General features: G+C 35.4%; 18 protein-coding genes. 11 read left to right on the top strand and 7 right to left on the bottom strand.

From position 1 onward, the window contains the following. Positions 1–65: 65 nt before the first annotated feature. Together R9C00_22875 and R9C00_22870 are read left to right on the top strand one after the other, a co-directional pair. Complete coding sequence (locus R9C00_22875) at positions 66–1,169, top strand: FIST N-terminal domain-containing protein (GenBank protein ID WPO34549.1); 1,104 nt, start codon at positions 66–68, stop codon at positions 1,167–1,169. A gap of 36 nt (positions 1,170–1,205) precedes the next feature. After that, a complete protein-coding gene (locus R9C00_22870) occupies positions 1,206–4,046 on the top strand; it encodes a PAS domain S-box protein (protein WPO34548.1) in 2,841 nt (946 codons plus the stop codon). Between the two features lie 131 nt (positions 4,047–4,177). Here the strand turns inward: R9C00_22870 and R9C00_22865 are convergent, their stop codons facing one another. Then, positions 4,178–5,758 carry a sulfatase gene (locus R9C00_22865; GenBank protein ID WPO34547.1) on the bottom strand — a complete coding sequence of 527 codons (1,581 nt, stop codon included), beginning with the start codon at positions 5,756–5,758 and terminating at the stop codon, positions 4,178–4,180. A gap of 492 nt (positions 5,759–6,250) precedes the next feature. On the opposite strand from R9C00_22865, the gene gshB reads away from it, so the two are divergent. The 9 genes from gshB to R9C00_22820 all read left to right on the top strand — a co-directional run bounded on the left by gshB (position 6,251) and on the right by R9C00_22820 (position 15,154). After that, positions 6,251–7,282 carry a glutathione synthase gene (gene gshB / locus R9C00_22860; GenBank protein WPO34546.1) on the top strand — a complete coding sequence of 344 codons (1,032 nt, stop codon included), beginning with the start codon at positions 6,251–6,253 and terminating at the stop codon, positions 7,280–7,282. After that, positions 7,275–9,269, top strand: coding sequence for a flavohemoglobin expression-modulating QEGLA motif protein (locus tag R9C00_22855; GenBank protein ID WPO34545.1), 1,995 nt, complete (start codon positions 7,275–7,277; stop codon positions 9,267–9,269). Before gshB ends, R9C00_22855 begins: the two co-directional genes overlap by 8 nt. Positions 9,270–9,508: 239 nt before the next feature. After that, positions 9,509–9,955, top strand: a complete 447-nt coding sequence (locus R9C00_22850) for a 6-carboxytetrahydropterin synthase (protein ID WPO34544.1) — start codon at positions 9,509–9,511, stop codon at positions 9,953–9,955. Positions 9,956–10,166: 211 nt separating this feature from the next. After that, positions 10,167–10,967, top strand: a complete 801-nt coding sequence (locus R9C00_22845; GenBank protein ID WPO34543.1) for a DUF3298 domain-containing protein — start codon at positions 10,167–10,169, stop codon at positions 10,965–10,967. Positions 10,968–11,091: 124 nt separating this feature from the next. Next, positions 11,092–11,919, top strand: coding sequence for a mechanosensitive ion channel (locus tag R9C00_22840; GenBank protein ID WPO34542.1), 828 nt, complete (start codon positions 11,092–11,094; stop codon positions 11,917–11,919). A gap of 95 nt (positions 11,920–12,014) precedes the next feature. Beyond that, on the top strand, positions 12,015–12,911 hold the full coding sequence (locus R9C00_22835) for a DUF3078 domain-containing protein (protein WPO34541.1): 897 nt from the start codon (positions 12,015–12,017) through the stop codon (positions 12,909–12,911). 182 nt (positions 12,912–13,093) lie between these two features. After that, positions 13,094–13,435 (top strand): bacillithiol system redox-active protein YtxJ, encoded by a 342-nt coding sequence (ytxJ, locus tag R9C00_22830; GenBank protein WPO34540.1) that lies wholly within the window; start codon positions 13,094–13,096, stop codon positions 13,433–13,435. Positions 13,436–13,598: 163 nt separating this feature from the next. After that, complete coding sequence (gene bshA / locus R9C00_22825) at positions 13,599–14,741, top strand: N-acetyl-alpha-D-glucosaminyl L-malate synthase BshA (GenBank protein ID WPO34539.1); 1,143 nt, start codon at positions 13,599–13,601, stop codon at positions 14,739–14,741. Positions 14,742–14,962: 221 nt separating this feature from the next. Then, complete coding sequence (locus R9C00_22820) at positions 14,963–15,154, top strand: cold shock domain-containing protein (GenBank protein WPO34538.1); 192 nt, start codon at positions 14,963–14,965, stop codon at positions 15,152–15,154. A 168-nt stretch (positions 15,155–15,322) separates the two neighbouring features. On the opposite strand, the gene R9C00_22815 is transcribed toward R9C00_22820, so the two are convergent. The 6 genes from R9C00_22815 to R9C00_22790 form a co-directional block, all read right to left on the bottom strand. Further along, positions 15,323–16,471 (bottom strand): MraY family glycosyltransferase, encoded by a 1,149-nt coding sequence (locus R9C00_22815; protein ID WPO34537.1) that lies wholly within the window; start codon positions 16,469–16,471, stop codon positions 15,323–15,325. A 103-nt stretch (positions 16,472–16,574) separates the two neighbouring features. Continuing rightward, on the bottom strand, positions 16,575–17,663 hold the full coding sequence (locus R9C00_22810; protein ID WPO34536.1) for a DUF1972 domain-containing protein: 1,089 nt from the start codon (positions 17,661–17,663) through the stop codon (positions 16,575–16,577). Further along, positions 17,605–18,738: an O-antigen ligase family protein gene (locus R9C00_22805; protein ID WPO34535.1), complete on the bottom strand. Its 1,134-nt coding sequence runs from the start codon at positions 18,736–18,738 to the stop codon at positions 17,605–17,607. The genes R9C00_22810 and R9C00_22805 overlap by 59 nt, the downstream gene beginning before the upstream one ends. 690 nt (positions 18,739–19,428) lie before the next feature. Further along, the gene (locus R9C00_22800) at positions 19,429–20,625 is read right to left on the bottom strand and encodes a hypothetical protein (protein WPO34534.1); all 1,197 of its coding nucleotides are present in this window, start codon (positions 20,623–20,625) and stop codon (positions 19,429–19,431) included. Between the two features lies 1 nt (position 20,626). Then, the gene (locus R9C00_22795; GenBank protein WPO34533.1) at positions 20,627–21,481 is read right to left on the bottom strand and encodes a glycosyltransferase; all 855 of its coding nucleotides are present in this window, start codon (positions 21,479–21,481) and stop codon (positions 20,627–20,629) included. Positions 21,482–21,672: 191 nt separating this feature from the next. Further along, positions 21,673–22,701, bottom strand: coding sequence for a glycosyltransferase (locus R9C00_22790; protein ID WPO34532.1), 1,029 nt, complete (start codon positions 22,699–22,701; stop codon positions 21,673–21,675). Positions 22,702–22,904 lie beyond the last annotated feature (203 nt).

The following is a 22,904-nucleotide window of genomic DNA, read 5'->3' as shown; positions in this document are numbered from 1 at the left end:
CTATGTTATTAATTTGTAGTTAATTAAATAATAAAGTCCAGTATTCATAAACCAAATTTTTCATTATGTACTTCACCAATTTTAACCTCCAAGAGATCATAGTCTATGTTGAAAGCCTAGGTTTAAAAAAGACAGAAGGGATTTTAATCATGACAACAGAACATACTCCATTCGATTTTGATGAACTAGTCATGGAGTTTGGTAAAAAAAAATGGGAATTCTTTGGTGGTATTTTCCCAGCTATTCTGAATGGTAAACATAAGTTTGAAAGAGGTGTAGTCATAAAAAAAATAGCAATTGATGCCGCACCACTCGTAATAGAAGGGCTCAATGAAGAAAAATTTAAGCTTAGTGAAATTGAACAATATTCTCCTAAAGCCAAAAGTGTTTTAGTACTTATCGATGGACTTACTGCCAATATCTCAAGCTTTTTATCGGAGTTGTTCAATACATTGGGAGATGGTTTAAATTATATAGGAGGAGGCTGTGGTTCTCTCACCCTCCAACAAAGACCTAATATATTTACCAATAAAGGTTTTTTTCAGGATGCTGCTTTATTAGTCTTTCTCCCTCAACCTATCAGCCTTGGTGTGCGGCATGGTTGGAAAACCATTCAAGGACCTTTTGTAGCTAGTTCCGCACATAAAAATGTCGTAAAAGAGCTAAATTGGCAGAGTGCGTTTGAAATTTATCAGTCTGTAATTGAAAGCGATTCTCAACAGACAATAGGGGTTGATAATTTTTTTGAAATAGCAAAGGCTTATCCATTGGGGATCAATAAAGAAAACAAGGAGAAAATTGTACGAGACCCTATTGCGACTAATGAAAAAGGAGAGTTGTTTTGTGTTGGGGAAGTACCTGAAAATGCCGTTTTAAGTATTTTGAAAGGTAAGCCTCAAAATTTGATTGCTGCAGCTAAGCAAGCTACAAAAGATGCTATTGAAAGCATGAGCGGAACATCTACGGATGTACTTGTGATAGAATGTATTTCTAGGTCTTTGTATCTTGAAAAGGATTTTGAACACGAACTAGATGAAATTAATGAGAATGTAAAAAAATATAACCCTGATTTGCAAATACAAGGTGCTTTGACTCTTGGAGAAATTGCCTCTGGGCGGGGATATATTGAGTTCTATAACAAAACAGTTGTAGTGGGGCTAATTCATTAAATTTGGAAAAATACATTACACTTCAGTATCCCGAACATGCAAGATACAAGAACCGAAATTATCCAAGACATATCTACTCTCTATGAGTTATCACTTTCTGTAGGGAAGTCCCTTAAGCTTAAAGAAAACTGTGATTTCTTTCTAAAAGCTCTTTTGGCACGCAAGAATTTTACTTATGCAACTGTATGGTTAAAAGAGTCGGTTATACCTGCATCATCGCCAGAACACAATGATTTTGTAGTTATTTACTCCTATCCTCAAAAATTATTCAAAGCCTCTTTGGTTTCCATCAAAAGCCCATTTTTTGAGAATTTTGGACAGAATAAGTTCAACTCTTTTACGGCTCAAGAGCACGATAACTTATTTAATGATGTAGATAAATTAAAAGATAAGAAAGGTGTTTATGTCATTTATCGCTTAGGGGAATTGGGTTTTTTGAAGTTGTATTCTTCAGCCTCTGAAAAGACTTATTCTAAATTGGAAATGAACAAGTTGTATAGTGTGATTTCCAAATTTTCAATGTCCATACAAGCCTGCCTTGAACATGAAAAAGGATTAATAGAGGCGGATCAAAGAATTAGGGCAGAAAAAGAATTATTAGAAAAAGACAAGCTTTATATAGACCTTTTAAAAAACCTGCAAGAAGGTTTTGTAATTACCGACCAAGAAGACAAAATCCTTTTCACCAATGAGCAGATGTCGAACTTGACAGGCTACAGTTTGGATGAACTAATAGGCCAGAAGGCTTTTCAACCTTTTCTTCCTCCCAGTGCTTGGGATTCTTTTGAAAAGAAACAAACAGAAGAATCTGAAAGGTTTGAAATAGAGCAATATTGTAAAGATGGGTCTAAGATTTGGATTCAGGTAAATGCTGCTCCTTACAAAGATGCAGAAGGTAACATCATAGGTACTTTTGCTTTGGTTTCTGACATTACCCAAAGAAAACTAGCAGAAAAAGCACTAAAGAAAAGTGAAGAGAAATTAAGTCTCATTATTGATACAGCGCTGGATGCTGTAATTATGATTAATTCTAAGAGTGTAATTACTCAGTGGAATAAGCAGGCTGAATTAATTTTTGGGTGGAAAGAAAAGGAGGCGATAGGCAGTTATATACACGAACTTATTATGCCAAAACAATATGTATCAGCTCATTCGGATGGGATGAATAGGTATATAAAAACTGGAAAAGCTGTTGTGTTGAATCAGCGTATCGAAATTAGCGCTATTCGAAAAAATAAAGAAGAATTTCCAATAGAGCTGGCAATTACTCCTATTCCATTTGAAGATGAATTACATTTTAGTGCATTTGTAAGAGATATTACCGATCGTAAAAAAGCAGAAAAGGATTTGTTGGAAGCAAAGCAAGTAGCTGAAGACTCTGCAAAAGCGAAGGAGTTATTTTTAGCTAAGATGAGCCATGAAATCCGCACACCTATGAATGCTATATTGGGTCTGTCGGAAATTATGCTCAAAACGAAACTGAGTGAAACACAAAATAAGTACTTGGATGCTGTTCGGTTTTCTGCCAAAAATCTTCTAGTTATTATCAACGATATCTTAGACTTTTCCAAAATTGAGGCAGATAAATTAAACCTTGAGGAAATTCCTTTTAGTATAGAAGAAGTAATAGAAAATATCTATCAGCTAGTACAGCATAAAGCTGAAGAAAAAGGGATTGTTTTCAATATTTATTTTAACCAGCTTATTCAAGAAATCGTATTGGGAGATCCAGTAAGGCTGAATCAAACACTTCTGAATATGGTGAACAACGCCATAAAATTCACCGAGGTCGGGAGTGTAAAACTCTCGTGTAATTTGCAACAAGAGACCCCCACGCATCAGTATTTACTGTTTCAAGTCGAGGACACTGGGGAAGGAATTCCTGAAGAGAAACTCGAATACATTTTTGATAGTTTCGAACAAGCTGATGTAAGTATTTCCCGGAAATATGGGGGGACAGGTCTGGGCCTGACTATCAGTAAGCAACTGATTGAACTTATGGGAGGGGAAATAAATGTGAAAACTTCCTTAAAAAAAGGGACAATCTTCTCCTTCGTTATTCCCTTTAAGAAAACATCGCAGGATATACTGGAAATTAAAAGTGATGATGAGTTTAAAAACCGTGATTACAAAGGGTTTCAAATCCTCTTAGTAGAAGATAATAGAATCAATCGCTTTTTTGCTTCGACTATTTTGGAACAAAAAAGTTTTAAAGTTGAAACGGCTGAAAATGGGAAAATAGGGATAGAGATGCTTGAGAAAGGGGACTTTGATATAGTATTAATGGATATTCAAATGCCAATTATGAACGGTATTGAAGCAACCCAAATTATCCGAAATAAATTGAAAATGGAGGTACCAATAATTGCTTTGACCGCAAATGCTTATCAAAAAGACCTAGAGAATTATAAAAAAGTTGGGATGAATGATTATGTAGTCAAACCATTTGAAGAACATACGCTTCTTGAAAAAATTGATGACTATCTACCCGAAAGTCCAAAGTCAGGTATACCCATTGATGATAATTTAACTAGTTCTTCTGGCCAACCTATGTACGATCTGTCTAAACTACAATCTAATGTCAATCAAAACACGGCATTTTTGAATAAAATGATACAGATCTTTATTGATGATACGCCTGAAGTTTTGAGGAGCTTGGAAGAGGCATTGAAGGAAAATAATCTTCAAAAAATGTCAGAAATAGCTCATAAATTAAAATCTACTATTGATTTGTTGAAAATCAATTTGCTCAAAGAACCCATTCGCCAAATAGAGAGGTACAAAGAAAACAATTTGCAAAGAGAAGATTTGGAAGAAAAGGTGGCATATACTAAAACAATATGCACGAATGTGATTGAAGAACTAAAGCTTCGCTAATCAATGTGTTTCAATAGGATAGAGGAATAGCTTTAAGAATATCTGTCCATTGTGAGTTAATGCAAGAATAGCCCCATCTAACTTAATAGATAGGGCTATTTGTATAAATATGGCTTTTGAGCATTGGAATTCTAATCCAATGGAGCAGTTTCGTAATCGGTTTCATTTATCCATCCAGCTTTTACATCCTCACCTGACATATACCTTTCGTAATAGCCTCTTACATTTTCTTGTGAGTAAATATAAGTATCAAACACTTGCCCATCGCCCAAAATCCTTGGATCTTCTTGCTCTTCAAGCTCTTTAAAAAGCTGTTGTTTAAGGTTGTTTTTTACCTCCGACATTTCTGTGCCTATAGCCAAGTTGTGGATGCAGTAAGGATCGTTTTCTATGTCGTAAAGTTCTTCTTCCAGTCTTTTTCCAAAGTTCAAGTCCCACCATTTCGAGTGCCCATTTGTACGCCTATCGTTGAGGATAAACGACTTGGTAGCTCCTCCATCGGTGTTCATGTAGCCAGTTTCTGGGTTTCCAGAAGGCCAGCGGCTCGTTTCGAAGTTATGGAGGTATAAATATTTTCCTTTTACAATTCCCCTCACCGGATAGCCCCAATCGTTGGGTCTGCCAAGGTCGTGGCGTTCCTTGCCCAAAAGCACATGATCTCTTGCTGGGTTTATTATCCCTTCTTTTGCAGTGTACAAGATGTCGGTTAAGCTTTTTCCTTGTATAGGCTGCATCCTCGAATTCTTTTTGGTCACTCCAGCTACTTCCAGAAAAGTAGGGGTGAAATCGATAAAGCTTACAAAATCTTCTACTTTTCGTCCTTTGCCCTTGATGCCAGCAGGCCACATAATAGCCAAAGGCAAATGGTTCGAAAACTCGTATTTGTTTCCTTTTACCCTTGGGAAAGGCATGCCGTTGTCAGCAGTGACTACTATTAAAGTGTTTTCTAGTTCGCCGTTTTTTTCCAATAGTTCAATCATCGCTGAAAGGTGCTGGTCAAAATACTCTATTTCATAAGCATAGTCCAGCATGTCGTGCCTCACGCTATCCGTATCGGGCCAGAAGGCAGGTACTTCATCTATGTCTGAAAGTTTTTTTCCTCCTTTTTCTACTCCCGACATAAACTCATAAGCCCTGTGAGGCTCAGTTGAGCCATACCAAAAGCAAAAAGGCTCTCCTTCTTTTCTGTCTTTCAAAAAAGCTTCGAAATTGGCTGTGTAATCAATGGATGAAATTTTGCTTGTGGGAGGCGTTAATTTGAACTCGTTGTAAACTTTTCCTGTAAGTTCCCTCTTGTCTCCTGTCGAATCGAGAGCTATGCCAGGTGCCCAGCCTTTGGCGGTGTAGCCTACGTGGTAGCCATTTTGTTTTAAGGTTTCGGCATAAGTGGTGAATTTGGTAGGAAAAAAGGGGACATGGTTTGCAGCTTCTTCTAGCTGCCAAGAATTCCTGCCTGTGAGGATGCAAGACCTAGAAGGGGCACATTTTGCATTTGGAGTGTAGGCATTCATAAAAAGTACACCTTCCTGAGCTACTCGGTCAAAGCCTGGGGTCTTTACCCAGCTGCAGCCATATGCACCCATGTGGGCGAACGTAGCATCATCTGCTATGCAAAATAAAATATTTGGGCGTTTCGCTTCCTCTTTTTCAGGTTGGCAAGCAAATAAGTTTATTGATATAAACAAGATGAATAATTGATAATAAGACTTCATATTTAATATAGTTTTTCAATTTTATTTATGTCAGGAAATTACGGCAAATCTTCTGGAAGATGCACTTTCTATAATCAAAATCCGACGGTAAAGCTAGAAAATAGGAGAGGTGAGCAAATGGATGGGAGATTGCTGGTATATATAGCTCATGCGTGAGCAGGTGTAGCCTTATAAATACCTAAGTGTTAGACGTTTTTTTGCTGGTAAACCTTTCTTTTAGTACCTGATTTCAAAGGGGGTGATTTGGCAAGAAATATGGTGGATTATGGATGAGGTTATTCAACGATTTTTTTGTGCTTAAATATAAAAAAACAATACATTGCTTATGCTTGATAGTCAGGTATTTAAAGTATATGTGTTTGCCGCTGGGTTTGGGAGGGGGACTTCATTGAAAATAAATAGTTAAGCATCGTTGCCAATACTAATTCTTTCATCTATTTTCCGCCCTTATTTCCAAAAAAATAGGGACTAAAATACTTAATCTCAAGTCTGATGAACATATGTTTTTTAATGTACCCCTGGGATAGGGTTGCACCAGAGACGGATACTACGCTTCGGATGATACATGAAGCCGCCTCGCGCAGGCATAAAGTAGCTATCCTGATGCCTAAAAATCTGACAATTAGGGAAAGCATGACCTTCGGGTTTTGCCGGATGCTGAAGCGGGAAGAAAAAGTACCGCAGAACATCATGAGCTTTTATAAAAAGGCAGAGTTCAAGGAGCAACTCGTACCTATGTCGGGTTTCGATGTCATTTTTGTGAGGACGAACCCGCCGCTCGACCCAGTGATGCTTAACTTTCTCGATTCTGTAAAGGACGATACCTTTATAGTAAATGATATTGACGGTTTGCGCAAGGCGAACAACAAATTGTATTCGGCAGCTTTTGAAGATCCTGAAAACAAGATTATTCCCATCACCCACGTATCGAAAAATAAAGATTACCTCAAAAAGGTAATCAAAGAATCGGATAGCGAGAAGATGATTTTGAAGCCGCTGGAAGGGTATGGCGGAAGTGGGGTGATTGTGATCGAAAAAACAGCCATGCAAAGTGTGACATCTTTGCTCGATTTTTACATAACGGGCAAAAGGGGAGAAGACCATTATGTGATTTTGCAGGAATACCTTGAAGGTGCAAAAGATGGAGATGTGCGCGTACTTATGCTTAACGGAGAAGCTATTGGCGCTATGAAGCGTGTGCCCTCTTCCGACGATGTAAGGGCGAATGTTCATGCGGGAGGAACAGCTCACAAACATGTGCTTACGAAAGAGGAAAAGGCTCTTTGTAAAAAAATTGGTCCTAAGCTCGTAGCCGACGGTTTGTATTTTGTAGGCTTAGACTTGATCGGAGGAAAACTCATCGAGATCAATGTTTGTAGCCCTGGTGGGATTACCCGTATAAATGCATTTAACAGAGTGAAACTTCAGCAAAAAGTGCTTGATTTTGTAGAGAATGTAGTGAGTAATAAAGAAAAGGCTATTGCCCGTAAACATGCTTTCCGTAAGAAAATAGAAGATGCTTAAGTTAACTGTCGATGAGATGATCGGCCGTATTGAAAGGGGGATTACTTTCAATGCCGAAGCAAAAGATGGATCTTTCAAGTTAAAGATCGAAGAATACACTGCCTACATTTGTGCGGCAGTCCACAATGGGGCTAAGCTTAGGCCAGATTTATTAGAAAACTGCTTGCTCACCCAGCAGGAGCGGTGGTACGAAGAAGATCCTCACACCAGCGATTTTATAAAAGACCTTCCCATCGTAATGGAAGGGTTGGATTCACGCTACGAGTACGACCTCAACCGTGAGCCAGCTCAAGCTATTTATGATACGGCTTGGGGAAAAACTGTTTGGAAAAATGCCATTACTCCGCAGCAGCGGGAGGTTTCCCTGCAAAAGCACGAGGGCTTTTATAAGGTGCTGGAGACATTGGTACAAAAGATAGAAACCAAGTTTGGGGCGTGTTTGGTGTTCGATATCCATTCGTATAACCATAAGCGCTGGAACAGGGATACTCCGCTTTTCAATCTTGGAACGGTGAATGTAGACAACGTTCGCTTTGGCAAGGTAATAAGTAAATGGGTAAGCTCATTGGGCAAGATGGAGTTTCCCGACACGGAAAATGAGACAGCGATCAATGATGTTTTTTTTGGGAAAGGTTATTTGCTTAGCAACCTTACCAATAAGTTTGAAAACACCCTCGTACTTGCTACGGAGGTAAAAAAGGTTTATTGCGATGAAGATTCGGGCGAGCTATACCCTCAAATGATCAGCCTGATCCAAAAGCAATTCAAGGGGGCTATTCATAATTCAGTTAAGCTTTTTGCCCGCACGCATACGTCGCTCAAGGTGGTGAAAAGGTCACACTTGCTTTCTGCTGAGCTTGAGCAAAATATCATTGATGTGGATAGGCAGCTTTTCCACTTGGTAAGAAACTTTGAGATTCTCTATTACATCAACCCGATCAATATAGAGTCGGAGAAAAAGAAGTTTTTCAATTCGAAATTCAAGGTAAACCCTACGTTCAAGTATCGCAGCTTGCTCATCGACCCTTTTGAGTTCAAAAGTGCGTTGTACAATATTCAGGTAAACCAAATCCTCGACCCAGAGATTAGGCAACTCTACCAGTCTTGTATAAATGCTTATGCCGATAAAGTGGATATTTTGTCTTCTATTGGTACTCAAAAATTTCTTTACAACTCGTTGAGGTACTTTGGCGAGCCCAATGCAAAGGACTTGGCAAATGCACAATATCTGATGTACAGCCCAGAGCCAGCAAGCTCCAAGTTTGAGGAAAACCTTTCCGACAAGGACGCCGAGGAGATTTTTAGGCAAACAGTAGCCGAATATGGTTTTGAGTGTAAAATAGAAACGGTACCCAACCTTGCTTCTAAAGCCTTGGTGCTCAACAGTACCAAGACCGTTCGGATAAAAAAGGGAGCGAAGTTTTCGGAGAAAAGCGTGGCAGCGCTCGCCCATCATGAAATAGGTGTGCATATGGTCACTACTATCAACGCCCGTTTGCAAACCCTTAACCTCATGAGGCTGGGTATGCCGCTCAATACGCTTACGCAAGAAGGTTTAGCTGTGTTGAGCGAATACCTTTCGGGCAATGTCACCATCAAACGGCTCAAGGAGCTTGCTCTGCGTGTAATGGCGATCCAGCTAATGCTGCAAGACAAGGATTTTAGCCAAGTTTTTGCTTACTTGGTAGAGGAAGGGAAAATGGATACTAATGCGGCTTATTACCTTACGGCAAGGATATTCAGGGGCGGTGGCTTCACCAAAGATTATCTTTACCTGCGAGGGTTTAGAAATGTATTGCTCTACTATTTGGAAGGCCATTCGCTCGATAATTTGCTTATAGGGAAAACCTCTTTGCAGTACATCGATACGCTTAACAGCTTAGTGGAGAGGAAAATATTGCTTCCTCCCAAATACAAAACTACAGCTTACGAGCAACCGGTGGAAAACAGTGAGATTTTAAACTTTATCATTAGTGGTATTAGGTAAGCACCTGTACTTTTTGGTAGTAATAGGATTACCCAAAAATCGAATTCATGAATAGGTTTTCTGGGCAAGTAATTAGTTTCAACTGCTGGATGGACATGGTTTTTCATTTCTAGTTACAAAAATCTCTGACTAAAAATAGAAAGCCGTGTTATCTTTGTGGTTTGAAAGTCTTCTTATCGTTACTGATAATGAAGGATAATTATTTACCGAGGCAGAGTAGTTGCCTTAACCAATGTTCAATGATGAAAATTTGCAAACGTTTTTCCGATATACCTTTTGCCCACCGTCAGCCAAAGCACGATGGTCACTGTAAGTTAGTGCACGGTCACAACTGGAGTGTGGAGCTGGAGTTTGAAAGTGACGAGCTGGATGAAAATGGCTTTGTGTTAGATTTTGGGAAGTTCAAGAAAGTAAAAAAATGGATAGCTGATCATTTGGATCATGCGATAGTAGTGGACCAAGAAGATGAGTTGCTCAAAAAGTTAGTTTTTGAAGAGCATCCAGAGCTTTTTAAACCATTAGTGGTGCCTTTGCCTAGTTGCGAAGGTTTGGCCATGTTTTTATACAACAAGTTTAAAGAAGTATTGGAAGAGGATTTCCCAAGGCTGAAGTCAGGCGAAATCAGGTTTTCGGCGATAAGGATGTGGGAAGATTCTAAAAATTATGTGGTATACGAGCCCAAATGATATAGGTGGATATTATCCCTTAAAAATCAGCCACGGTAAGCTTTTTTACCGTGGCTGATTTTTGTTTGTGGAGGTAAAATTATTTTAGTTGCATATATTTTCAAACAAAACTTTCCCACCCCAGTTTATTTTTTTTAATATTTGTACAGTATATTACTATCAAGATTCTCCAACCAGCATAATACGGATTTTACTATCAAATTTTCATTGTTTGAACCAAGTACTTTTGTGCTTTTACGGCTACGGTATGCGTGCTTTTTATTCTCTTTTTTTTATGTTGGTGTTTTTTTGGAGTTGCTCTCATTCAAGCCCCAATCATGCTGATTGCACTTGTACTTCTTTTGAAATAAAGGAGGTTGTAAGGACAATACCAGACTGCGACGAATACCAAGATTGTACTTCAGTAAAGTTAAAGTTCCCCAAAATCTCATCTGGTTTACATGCGGATAGGATAAATGAAGACATATTGAAAAGTGTAGCACAAGGAATACGCCCTGAAAATGAGGATAAAACAAGTGTCGATGAATTGGTATCCGAGTTTTTTAATTCTTACAAAGAATTTGCAGAGAAGTTTCCAGATACGTCCTATGGGTGGTATCATGAAGTGGAGTGTGAAGTAAGCCGGCTAGATAGTAAAGTTTTAGCTCTCACTTATTCGGTCAGTTCTTTTACAGGAGGCGCTCATCCTAATTCAAACACCTTGTACTATAACTATGATCTTACAACAGGGGAAGTTATTGAGCTAAAAGATATGTTAAAGACGGCAGATAAGGCAAAGCTTGATGAAGCAGTGGGGACGGCTTTTAAAAAGATGAAAGGAATAGATACTGAGGTTGATCTGACAGAATTACTGAGGGGTTATGTGGATAAGTTTGAGGCAAACGATAACTTTTTATTGAAGGATGATGGAGTCGTTTTTTACTATAACTCTTACGAAATAGCTCCTTACTCAGAAGGTCCGTCCAAGGTATTTGTAAGCTATGCGGATATACCATTCTTTACTAAAATTTAATATTTGTTTACTTTTTATATTAACTCTTATTAAGGTTTCAGGCTATCTTCAAATTGATAGTTCTTTATCTAAAATCTAACACAATTTCTAAAACTAATTATTACATTAAAACTAATGCATTTTTATGAAACAACTAGACGATTACTCAGCTCAACTAATTGATTTGGCTTGGAAATACTTGCCAGGTATTGCAATGGCTATTGTAGTACTTATCATTGGCTTGATCATCATCAAATCTTTGACAGGGTTTGTGAAAAATTTGATGATAAAAAGAAATGTAGATGTATCTCTTGTTCCTTTCCTTACCAGTCTTTTCAATGTTTTACTGAAAGTAATGTTACTTATCAGTGTAGCTTCTATGGTAGGCATTGAAACTACTTCTTTTGTAGCAGTAATTGGTGCTGCTGGTTTAGCAATAGGCTTGGCGCTCCAGGGTAGTTTGGCAAATTTTGCGGGTGGTGTGCTTATCTTGATTTTTAAACCGTACAAAGTAGGGCAGGTTATAGAAGCACAAGGCTTTATTGGGATAGTAAACGAGATCCAGATTTTTGTGACTATCCTTAAAACGTTCGATAACAAAACGATCATCATTCCTAATGGGCCATTGGCCAACGGGGCAATCACTAACTATTCTACCGAAGAAAAGCGTCGTATAGATATGACTTTTGGAATTGGTTATGATGATGATATCGCAAAAGCAAAACAAATTTTGGCTGATCTGATAGCTGCAGACACTAGAATTTTGAAAGAGCCTGCCGAGCCATTCATTGCTCTTTCAGAGCTTGCAGATAGTTCTGTGAACTTTGTAGTGAGAGTTTGGGCAAAAGGAGCAGACTACTGGGGAATTTACTTCGACATGCAGGAAAAAGTAAAACTTACTTTCGACAAAGAAGGTATTGGCATTCCTTATCCACAAACGGATGTGCATTTGTACAAGCACGACAGCAAATAATTTTCAATTTTCCTATTAAAAATCATTCTGTATGGGCCTATCGGTTGGCATTTGCCTCCCGATGGCCTTTGTTTTTAATTAAATAATAAAAAAGTATGAAACTACTTCTAACACTTGTTTCCCTTTTGGTTTCGGTTGGCTTGATGGCGCAATCCGATACTACTTATTGGACTAATTCATTTAATGGAAGCCTGAACTTTAACCAGTCATCTTTCAGTAGTAACTGGACTGGTGGTGGTGTGAACTCTCTAGCTTTTGATGCACTTATCAATGCGAAAGCTGCCTATAAGAAGAATAAAACTTCTTGGGACAATGAGTTTGAAGCACAGTTTGGGATGGTTAAAAATGATGGGCAAAGCTTGCGTAAAGCTAGTGATAGGTTGTTTTTTGACACAAAAGTAGGTCATGACCTTTCTTCAAAATGGCAAATGTATGCATCTGTCAACTTTTTGACCCAGTTTGCCAATGGCTTCAAGTACGAAACAGGTGCCAATGGTCAGGAGATATCTAGGAGGATTTCAAAGTTTATGGCTCCAGGATATTTGACTACTTCATGGGGTTTTGAATACAAACCTGCCGACTATTTTTGGGTAAGGCTATCCCCATTTTCTCCTAGGTTTACTTTTGTGACGGATACCACGCTTTATTTGAACGAGGATGCTGACCCTCCTAAAAATTATGGTGTGCCAATTGGTGACAAAGTTCGTTCAGAGTGGTTGGCATTTCAGCTATTGGCAGACTTTGATAAAGATTTGACTGAAAATCTTAACCTTAAAGCAAGATATTTAATGTATGCAAACTATGAGACGTTTGCACTAGAAGAAATTGATCATAGGTTAGATTTGGCTATTACGGCCAAAGTGGCCAAATACATAAGTGTGCGGCTTTCTGGAGCGCTTATTTATGACAAAGACCAAGACGATGACGTACAGCTCAGCCAAGCGATGGGCATTGGCTTTGTGTACAAGGTGGCAAACAGGAAGGCAGAATAAGGGGCTTTAATACGTTTTTTTAAGAAATGGCAAGTATCAAATTATTGGTACTTGCCATTTTTTTTGAACCAAAAAACATTTTCGGTTGTATGATACATGATGAGATTTTGATTAATTCATGGTCATATAGCTCATCTTTTCTTAATTTTGAACCATATAATGGAATCAACAAACTAATTGAAATGAACTGGGAATCATTAACAAAAACAGAAGAGTTAGAAGAAATAAAAAAACTTTCGGCAAATAAGAAAGTATTGATTTTCAAGCATAGTACCCGTTGTTCGGTAAGTGCAATGGCTTATGACCGACTAAAAAGATCTTGGAATGAGAAGGAAATGGAAGGAGTTACTCCTTACTACTTAGATCTTATTAGGTTCAGAGAAATTTCTAACAAAATAGTTGAAGAGTTTGATGTTGAACACCAGTCTCCACAGGTGTTGCTAATTGAAGATGGTAAATGCGTTTTCCACGATTCACATTTTGGTATCAATTACCAAGAAATAAAAAAGATGAGTGCGGCATAGCCCAGGGATCAATTCCTAGGGCTTTTTTTGTGGGCGGCTAAACATACTGTCGTTAAGACTGTTTTTAGTTGGAGGTAGTATACGAAAGGCAGTCAAGATTTTCAGAATACCCGGTTTATTGGATTGGGTGTATCAATTATGTAGGATCAATTTTTCAAATCTCATGAATATAGGAGTTATCTGTTACCCTACCTATGGAGGAAGTGGCGTAGTTGCTACCGAGCTGGGAAAAGCGCTTTCCGAGGAAGGACATCATGTCCATTTTATTACATATTCCCAGCCTACAAGGCTCGATTATATCAATAGTAATTTGTACTATCATAAAGTGGATATAAGGACGTATCCACTATTTGAGTATCCGCCTTATGAGCTTGCTTTGGCAAGTAAGATGGTGAATGTGGTGAAAACGGAAAAATTGGATATTCTACATGTTCATTATGCTATTCCTCATGCCTCAGCTGCCTATATGGCCAAGCAGATTTTGAAAGCTCAAGGGATCACCATTCCTGTAGTGACTACCTTGCATGGTACTGATATCACGTTGGTGGGAAAGGACGAGAGCTTGGAACCCGTGGTTTCATTTAGCATCAATCAGTCCGATGGGGTAACAGCCGTTTCCCAGTCGTTAAAAGACGATACTTTCAAGTTTTTTGATATTTCTACTGAAATTGAAGTAATTCCCAATTTTATAGATTTAAAACGATTCAAGAAACAGAAAAAAGATCATTTTAAAGCTGCGATATGTCCTAAGGGTGAAAAACTGATGATCCATATTTCTAACTTCAGAAAAGTGAAGAGGGTGGATGATGTGATCAATATGTTTTATGAGGTGAACAAGCAAATGCCATCAAAACTCTTGCTAGTAGGGGAGGGCCCTGAGAGAAGGAAAATGGAGAACCTTTGCCATGAACTAGGGATATTTGAAGATGTCCGGTTTTTGGGCAAACTTCAGGTGATAGAAGAGATTCTTTCTGTATGCGACCTGTTTGTGATGCCTTCTGAGAAAGAGAGCTTTGGCTTGGCAGCTTTGGAAGCTATGGCTTGTGAAGTACCAGTAATTACCAGCAATGCAGGGGGGATTCCTGAGCTAAATATCAATGGTGTAACTGGGTTTATGAGTAATATAGGTGATGTTCGGGATATGGTTAAAAATGCCCTTTTCATCTTGCAAGATGAGAATTTACCGAAGTTCAAAGAAAACGCACTAAATAGGGCTAAAGACTTTGAACTTCAGAGAATATTACCACTTTATGAGAAACATTATGAGCGTGTACTGATGAAAAGCAAGTCATTGGAGTTGTCCTGAATAGGGCATGACTAGAGGATTTTGAGAAGTGGCAATTTAGGTTTTGAGGAAGGTTTTGAATAGTTTTTTAAATTGTTAAGCCTGTAACATAACGTGACCTAAAATATTGCTAAAAGGTTAAGGTTTAATTTTTTTTGAAATGAATTGGAAAATTTCTGTTGTTATCTGCAAAATAACACTACCTTTGTCACTTAATTAATATATTATATTACAATACAATAATGAATAAAGGAACAGTAAAATTCTTCAACGAGTCCAAAGGATATGGATTTGTTATCGATGAAGACACAAAAAAAGAGTACTTCGTACACGTATCTGGTTTGATTGATGAGATTAGAGAAGGTGATGCAGTGGAATACGAACTAGAAGAAGGTAGAAAAGGATTAAATGCAGTAAATGTCAAAGTAATTTAATATTTATTCTTTGTCTTTTTTTCACGGGAAGAGCCTATCAGTAGTGATAGGCTTTTTCATTTTATAGGCGCTCTTGTTTGAAGGAAGGGGTGGGTGAGGTGCAAATGCCTAAATTGAATAGGGGGAGAGGCGGATATCACTCCAGTAAGTTACACAATGGCGGTTTTTTTAGGCTCGCTCATCTTCTGCATCGTCGTCAGAAAAATCACTGCTATCTTCATCTTTTCCCTTTTTACTCATATCGGATATTTGAGCACGAAGAGATTTCTTTTTTGGGAACTTTACCTTGAGGAAGTAGTCTAAAACAAAGCTAAAACCAAAAGCTAAGGCAATTGCTGCAGGAATTACTATCCATTCTCCATAGTTTTTGAGCGCAACAGCCATGATTATGAACACTACATTTATTCCTCCCATTATCAAGGCTGTATTGGCGTGGTTTAGACCAAGCCTCATCACCAAGTGGTGAATGTGGGTTTTATCTGGAGAGAAGGGTGATTTACCTCGTATTTTTCTCGAAATCATGATACGTGTAGTATCAAAAATCGGCATCATCATTACACAAACAGCGGTACCTATACCAGCTTCAAACTTCAATGGGTAGCTACCAGGTAGGTTGTAATTCACATCAATGAAGTACAACGATATAGATGCCAAGAAGAAGCCAATAAGAAGTGAGCCAGTATCTCCCATAAATATTTTTGCCGGGGACCAATTGAAGTTTATAAACCCGATAATACTACCAGAAAGGCTAAAAATCATTAAGCTCAAAAGGCTGTGCCCTGTTAAATAGAACCAAGCATCGTAAGCTGTGAGCGTAATAACCGCTAGGGTACTTGCCAGTCCGTCCAGTCCGTCAATCAAGTTGAAGGAATTGGTTATGACAATGATGGTAAAAATTGAAATAGCATAAGCTAAGAGGTCTGGGACGTGTACAATACCAAAAAGCCCGTAAAGAGAATTGAGCCTGATGTCGTTGAGGTAAACAACCATAAAAGCTGCAAAAAGCTGCCCTAAGAGCTTATGGTAAGCTTTTAAAGGGATTAAATCATCTCTAAGACCTAAGATGAAGATGATCACTAAAGAAGCGAAGAAATACTGGAAGTTCCCAAAAACCTCGATAGGCCTCCACATCACCACGGCCATAAGGAAGCCAAAGAAAATGGCAATCCCACCCATAGAAGGAATTTGACCTTTGTGGATTTTCCTACCCCCAGGAGTATCAACGATATTCTTCCATTTGAAGACCTTGATGACCAAAGGTAACAGCATAAAAGAAAGCATAAAAGCCGTAATGAAACTTGATATTATATCGGGCATTGCATTGTATTTTCCTTAACTATGGGGCAAAGGTAGGGAAAATTGGGGGAAAGAGATTAATAGCATGGCTAATATAATTATTTGAAAACTAAGGGTGAGAATTTTAATCGTTGTTGAAAATAATACTATATTCCGAGGCTATTTTTGTCCATGTATAGTTTTCATGTGCAACCTCCTTCATTTGAAGAGACAATTGCTTTATTGTTTGAGAGTTTTGTTCTTTGATGATTATTTTAAGAGATTCTGGCGAATCAAAGTACTTTGCCTTATTTTTAGTACTATATCTGTTGTATAATACATCCCATGCTATTATTGGAAGGCCTAGCCACATTGCTTCAACCAGAGATGGGTTTGTTCCTCCAGCACTGTGACCATGTATATATAAATAACAATTTCTTCTAATACTATCTAACTTAATTTGATCAAAAATAGGATCTAGTAAGTGAATGTTTGAGAATTTAGAATATTCTTTTCGGAGTTGTTGCCCGTAATTACTATCATTCCAATTTCCTATAATTATTAAATCTAACTCTAGCAGGGAAAAAGATTGCAGTATAATGTGTATGTTGTTTTCTGGTTCTATTCTACAAACTGAAAACGCATATTTTTCATTAAGACTAGAAAAGGGATTAGGCTCTATATTTGGTAAAACAATTGTATGGTCACCTCCATAAGCTATTACGGGTGTTATTAATCCATATTTTTTATAAACATAATTATATATTTCTTCATTATCAGAGATAATGATATCTGCGTATTTAACGGCAATTTTTTCACAAAACTTAAGATAAGTCTTTGCTTGAGAGGACCATTTATCCCTAGTCCATTCTAGACCATCAATGTGAGATATGATTTTAGTGTTTTTTGAAAAGAATTTTAAAAAAGGGAATAGAGGGCTTGCTCCTACTCCAAGTACAAGTATAGACTCTACTTTTTCTATAAGATATGAGTGTAGAAGTGAAATGATATCATATAGAACTCCTTCTGCACCATTAGCACTTAAAGGAAGGTATACAAGTTTAGAATTATTATAACTATTAAGCCTATCCTTGTGGCAATATACTTTTTTACTACAATAAACGACAAAATTAAACTTGTTTTTTAATTGCTTTACTAGTTGATCCGCTAGAGTTTCAAATCCACCGTATTTTGCAGGAATACCTACTGAGCCAATTATTGCTATTTTCTTCAATACGATTAATAATTATGTGATACAATGCACAAGTGTAAAATACAAAGAAAACTATTCCCTTCTGTACATAAAGAAGGGATTCTGTTAACATTGAAAATATTACAATGCAAACTAGCATTTGTAACAATATTTTAAATCCAAAAATGTTTTCAGGTATTTTTGGATTTAATGTAATTATAAATATATGTAATAAAATAATTAGAAAAAGGATAAGACCTATTAGCCCATTGTGAACTAAATAATCAATATATTGATTATGAGCGTTGTAGTTTTCTTTGTACGCAACTTCCAGATTGTTTGAATAAAATATTTTATGGTAGTATGCCAGACCATCACCAGAACCTACTCCTATTATTTGTTTTGATAAAGATTCTTTTTGGAACTCTTCAATTATTGAAGACCAGATTTTTAATCTATAAGCTTTCCCCCCAAAGCGTTCTTTGCTAATATCTTTATTGAAACTTATTGCCTCAAGTACCCTAGTTTTGTTTAAATCATTAATATTTATATCTATTATAATCAGGGAAGAAATAATACTTAAAGCGATAAATATTTTTTTTCTACTAATAAACTTATGTCCAATTGTAAGTATAAATATACTGATTATTAATGATATGATGACCATCCTCGAGGATAACATGATTATCATTCCAATGAATAAAGTTAAAGCAAGATAATGTAAACTCTGGCGTTTAAAGAACTTAAATATTGCTAAAGCAAAAAATGAAAAAGTTAAATACACTGAAAAATAGGTAGGGTGTATTCCAATAGGTTTACACAATAAGGCATTTGAAAAATACCATGGATTGTAGTAAGAAAAGCCGCGATTTAATTCAATTGCTTCTGTGCAATTTAAATAAATCGCATTTAATGCACATATTACAATAGCTACGAGACATGAATAAACATGACCTTTAACTGCAAATAATATATCATTTTTAGAAAAAGAGTTGCTAAAAAAAATAATAGGTATAGCGATATATGAGAGACTTTTTTCTAAATAAAAAATGGAAGTATTTATATTTAAGGAATAAAGTGTACCAATACATAGCCATATGAATAGGGCTATGTACAAAATAGATACTTTGTTTATAATAAAAGATTTTGTTTTAATAATGTGAAATATTGCGAATATTAAGTTAAGAATAATTATTATACTATTAAACTTAATAGAAAAAACTAGAGAGACTGAAAATAAGAACAATAAGTTCTTGGATATAATATGTTTTTTTACGAGGTGATTTAAACTAATCATGTATTTTGATGTATAGTCAATAGAATATCAAATGTTTAATCAGATTTCTTAGTCTTAAAATATGCTTACTTTTGATCCATAATGATTCTTTCTTTTCTGAAATATGCCAATAGCAAGGTATAGAATAGTTTTTCTAAGAATGAATAACATCAATGTTTAATTTATTTGTTGTTAAACAATCCATTGTTATAGTTAGCGCTTCTTCTTAAATTATTTAGAAATACTAAGTGGTTTAAGGTAAAGAAATATTTGACATTTTAGGTTGGATTATAAACACCTGATAATAGAGATTATCACAAATAGGGCTATATATAACTAGAAAAGCAAAAAATACACTTCAGTTTTAGAGCGTAGCATAGTCAAATCTGGAGTTTAATCTTTATTACTCCTTTGATATCTCTATGCTAAGAGCTCAAGAAGGATATATCTTCGTGATAACTTTTAATGAAGCCCTAGTCTAATATTTTTTTATAGCCATTTCCTTATTAATAGAAGGCTATTGCTACCACTTCATGTTATAGAACGACGGTAATCTGATACAATTTTAATGAGATAAAAAAGTAAATACAAAAGTATTGGGGTTAAGTAATAATAAAAACCATTAAAGAATGCACAAAATGGAATAGATACAAAAAAGATGAATAATACTATATTTTCTTTTATTAGACGTTTAAATTTAAAATAAATTTTTATATAAAAAAGAATATAAAAAAGTAATATAAATATACCGTAAGAATAAAAAATACTAAGGTAGTCATTATGAAACCATATCTTATAGTTTAACCTTTCTTGATTCACATCATGTGATAGATGGAAAGCTCTTCCAGTCATCCAGTCTAATAAAGAAAACTCTTTTACTTCTAAAAGCCACGAACTCCATATTTGAATTCTAGATATATTAATAAAGTTGTTCTTTATGCTATAAATAAATGAAAAGTATTGAAAAATAAAAGTGCCTTTTGTCTGCTCGAGAAAAAAATCTATTTTAATAATTAAAGTAATTGTTAAAATTATAAATATAGTAACAATTAAAAGCTTTCTTATTGTTAGTTTAGTGTGATAGAGTAAAAATGATAAAAGAAAAGATACTACTAAAGTTCTTGAACCTGTAGATAGACTCAGAAAAATTGATATTATTGATAAACCTACAAATCTTTTTTTTCTCTTAAGAAAAAAGATTTGTAGGTAAACTAAACCAATATATCCAAAAAAATATGTGGCGATCTGCGGTATTCTAAATAGTCCGTTATTATAAGCACGAATATATTCAACATCATTTAAAGAAACTTTTGCATCTAAAGTTGAAGATAACCCTCCTTGATTAATTCCAATGAATGAAAAACTGAAAAGGAAAAATGATACAAAAAAAATAAGGTGTACATAGTTTTCGATGTGAGTTATGTTTTTAGAATAAATTGTAATGATGCATATATAAATAATTATATGTATAAACTCTGTATCTTCAATTTTAATACCGTATCTGTAGCTTGATAGAATAACTATTATAGTAAGTGCTGTAATTGAAATAAGAGTATCATGATCATATTTTATACTAAAAATTAATACTAGAGGTAATACACCCATGTATGATATTACCAAAACAGGTATATGTATAAAATAATTTATAATACAGTCTATAAAAAAAAATATTAAAACATAACCGAAAATAAAAGTAGCAACATTAGTTTGTGTTTTAAAATGAATCATTTTATCGGTTGAAAATTCTTCTGAAAACTTTGTCTGGTCGGAATGTTATTGATAATATTAAAAAAAGATATTTTATTATGTTTTGCTTTTTAAATAGGAACTTCCTATAAAATTTGAGATTTAAATATGTACAGTATATCAATATTTTCTTCGATTTAGTATTAAATATTTTATCTCTGAGTACGAAAGTCGTTTTTATTGTATTATAAGGGAGGTCATTAGAAACACTGTTTTCATGTATTCTTACACCTGTTAATGGTTGATTTATATTGGCAAATATATGACCATCGGCAATCATTCTTCCAAATAAGCCATAATCTTCAGCTGGAACAAACTCTTGTCGATATTGATATTTTTTCATAGCATCTCTTCTGATCATGACTGTTCCATGTAGTATTCCATGTTCGCCCTTAATATACCTTTTCTTGATAGTTTCAAATTTATTGGGGAAGTTTGTATTAAAAAGCTCCTTACTTTTAGCGAAATATGTTGCATTTGAGCCAACAACCGAAATATTTTTATTTTGAGTTAAAAATGCATGTTGGATTTTAATTCTATCTTGAAATATTACATCATCTGGATCTACTCTTAGTATAAACTCCGATTGAGAGTGTTTTATACCAACATTTAGCGCGTTGGCAAATCCAATATTCTTTTTTAAAGGTATAATAATAAGATTTGGAAATTGTTCTTCCTTTTCTTTAAGTTTAGATAATGAATCATCTGTAGAGCCATCATCAACAATTATTATTTCATTTGGCTCAACAGATGATGTTTTAATGCTTTCAAAAAAATCATCTAAATATGCACCATTGTTATAGTTTGCTGCGATTATTGAGACGTCAACTTTTTGCATAATTTTTAGATTAGAAAAAAACTGTTTTAATATGCTACTGTTGGATAATTATCGACCAGATTAACTTGAGTTTAAGGTAGATTATAGTTTTAAGTATACTTTTTGTAGGAATACAAAAGTATATCATTTACAACAAAGTGAGTCGATTCCCTACAAGAATGTTTTGCCTTGCTGGTTTTCTGTAGAGCTACTTAAAACGATATTTTTGTATTCATTTGTGATATGTCTTTTTTAAATTTGAGTATATGGTGTACTAAAGTTAGAGTTAGTATGGTGAATTTTGGCTGCAAATTGTAACAATCAATTAAAAATATAACAATGCTTATCGTTATATTCTTATTATATTGTTTCCCTTGTTGAAAGAAAATACTTGACCTAAAAGTCTTAATCCAAAGCTCAATAAGTGCTTTTTTATTTTTATCAAATGGTCTCATATTTTCTATTATGGATTTTAACCTACTAATAGAGTGTGAAAAATAAATTTTCGAATAATAAAGTAGACAAGTATCTGATGCCGAGTGTTTCTCAAGAAATGACTTGTTAATATTCAAAGCTATTTCTAAATGAATTAAATGGTCTTCAGAAATTGTATTCATAACTGAACCAAATCTATTCTCTCGATAAAAATATAACCTTTCTCTCAACAAATATATTTTTTTTGCAAAAAATAAAGGTTGAATAGCTACAGCAAAGTCTTGATGTTTCATTTTGGGAGGCGAAAGAGGAAACCTTATGTGATTATTTATAAAAATGCTTCGTTTGTATAATTTTGACCAAAATGAAACAAAAATTTCAGCATTTGCACTTAATTCAATTGCTTTTTCGCCTCCATCGATGATTAAATCTTCTTTTTTGGTTAACTTGTATTCGCATTGAATAATATCTATTTTAAATGCTTCCGCTTTTTGATACATCTTTTCATACATATCTAGAGATATGCTATCATCAGAATCAACAAATCCCAGATATTTTCCATTAGCATTTTCTATCCCCCAATTTCTTGCAATTCCTTGTCCTTGGTTTTCCTGGGAGTGAAAAATAATTCTATCGTCTTCTTGTCTAAAACATTTAATGATGTTAGGGCTATTGTCTGTTGATCCATCATCAATGATAATTATTTCAATATCTCTCAATGTTTGATTGCATACTGACTCAAGGCATTCAGCTAGATATTGATCAACATTAAAAACGGGGATGATTATGCTAACTAATGGCTTCATTGGCAATAGAGTTATTAATATAATACATGCTAAGTTTAGTTTATTTCAAATAAGTTGGTTTTCACACTGGACTTTTTGTGACTCTTTATGGCAAAGTATTCCCAATCTTGAAAATAGAACATCATGGATATTCAAAAAATATAATTTAACAATCTCTTTATTCCTTTTGGAGTATTATCTGTGGTTTAGGTTATTGATAGTCA

This window comes from Flammeovirgaceae bacterium SG7u.111 (assembly GCA_034044135.1).
Lineage (GTDB): Bacteria > Bacteroidota > Bacteroidia > Cytophagales > Flammeovirgaceae.
This window is presented reverse-complemented; position numbering and strand designations above follow the sequence as displayed.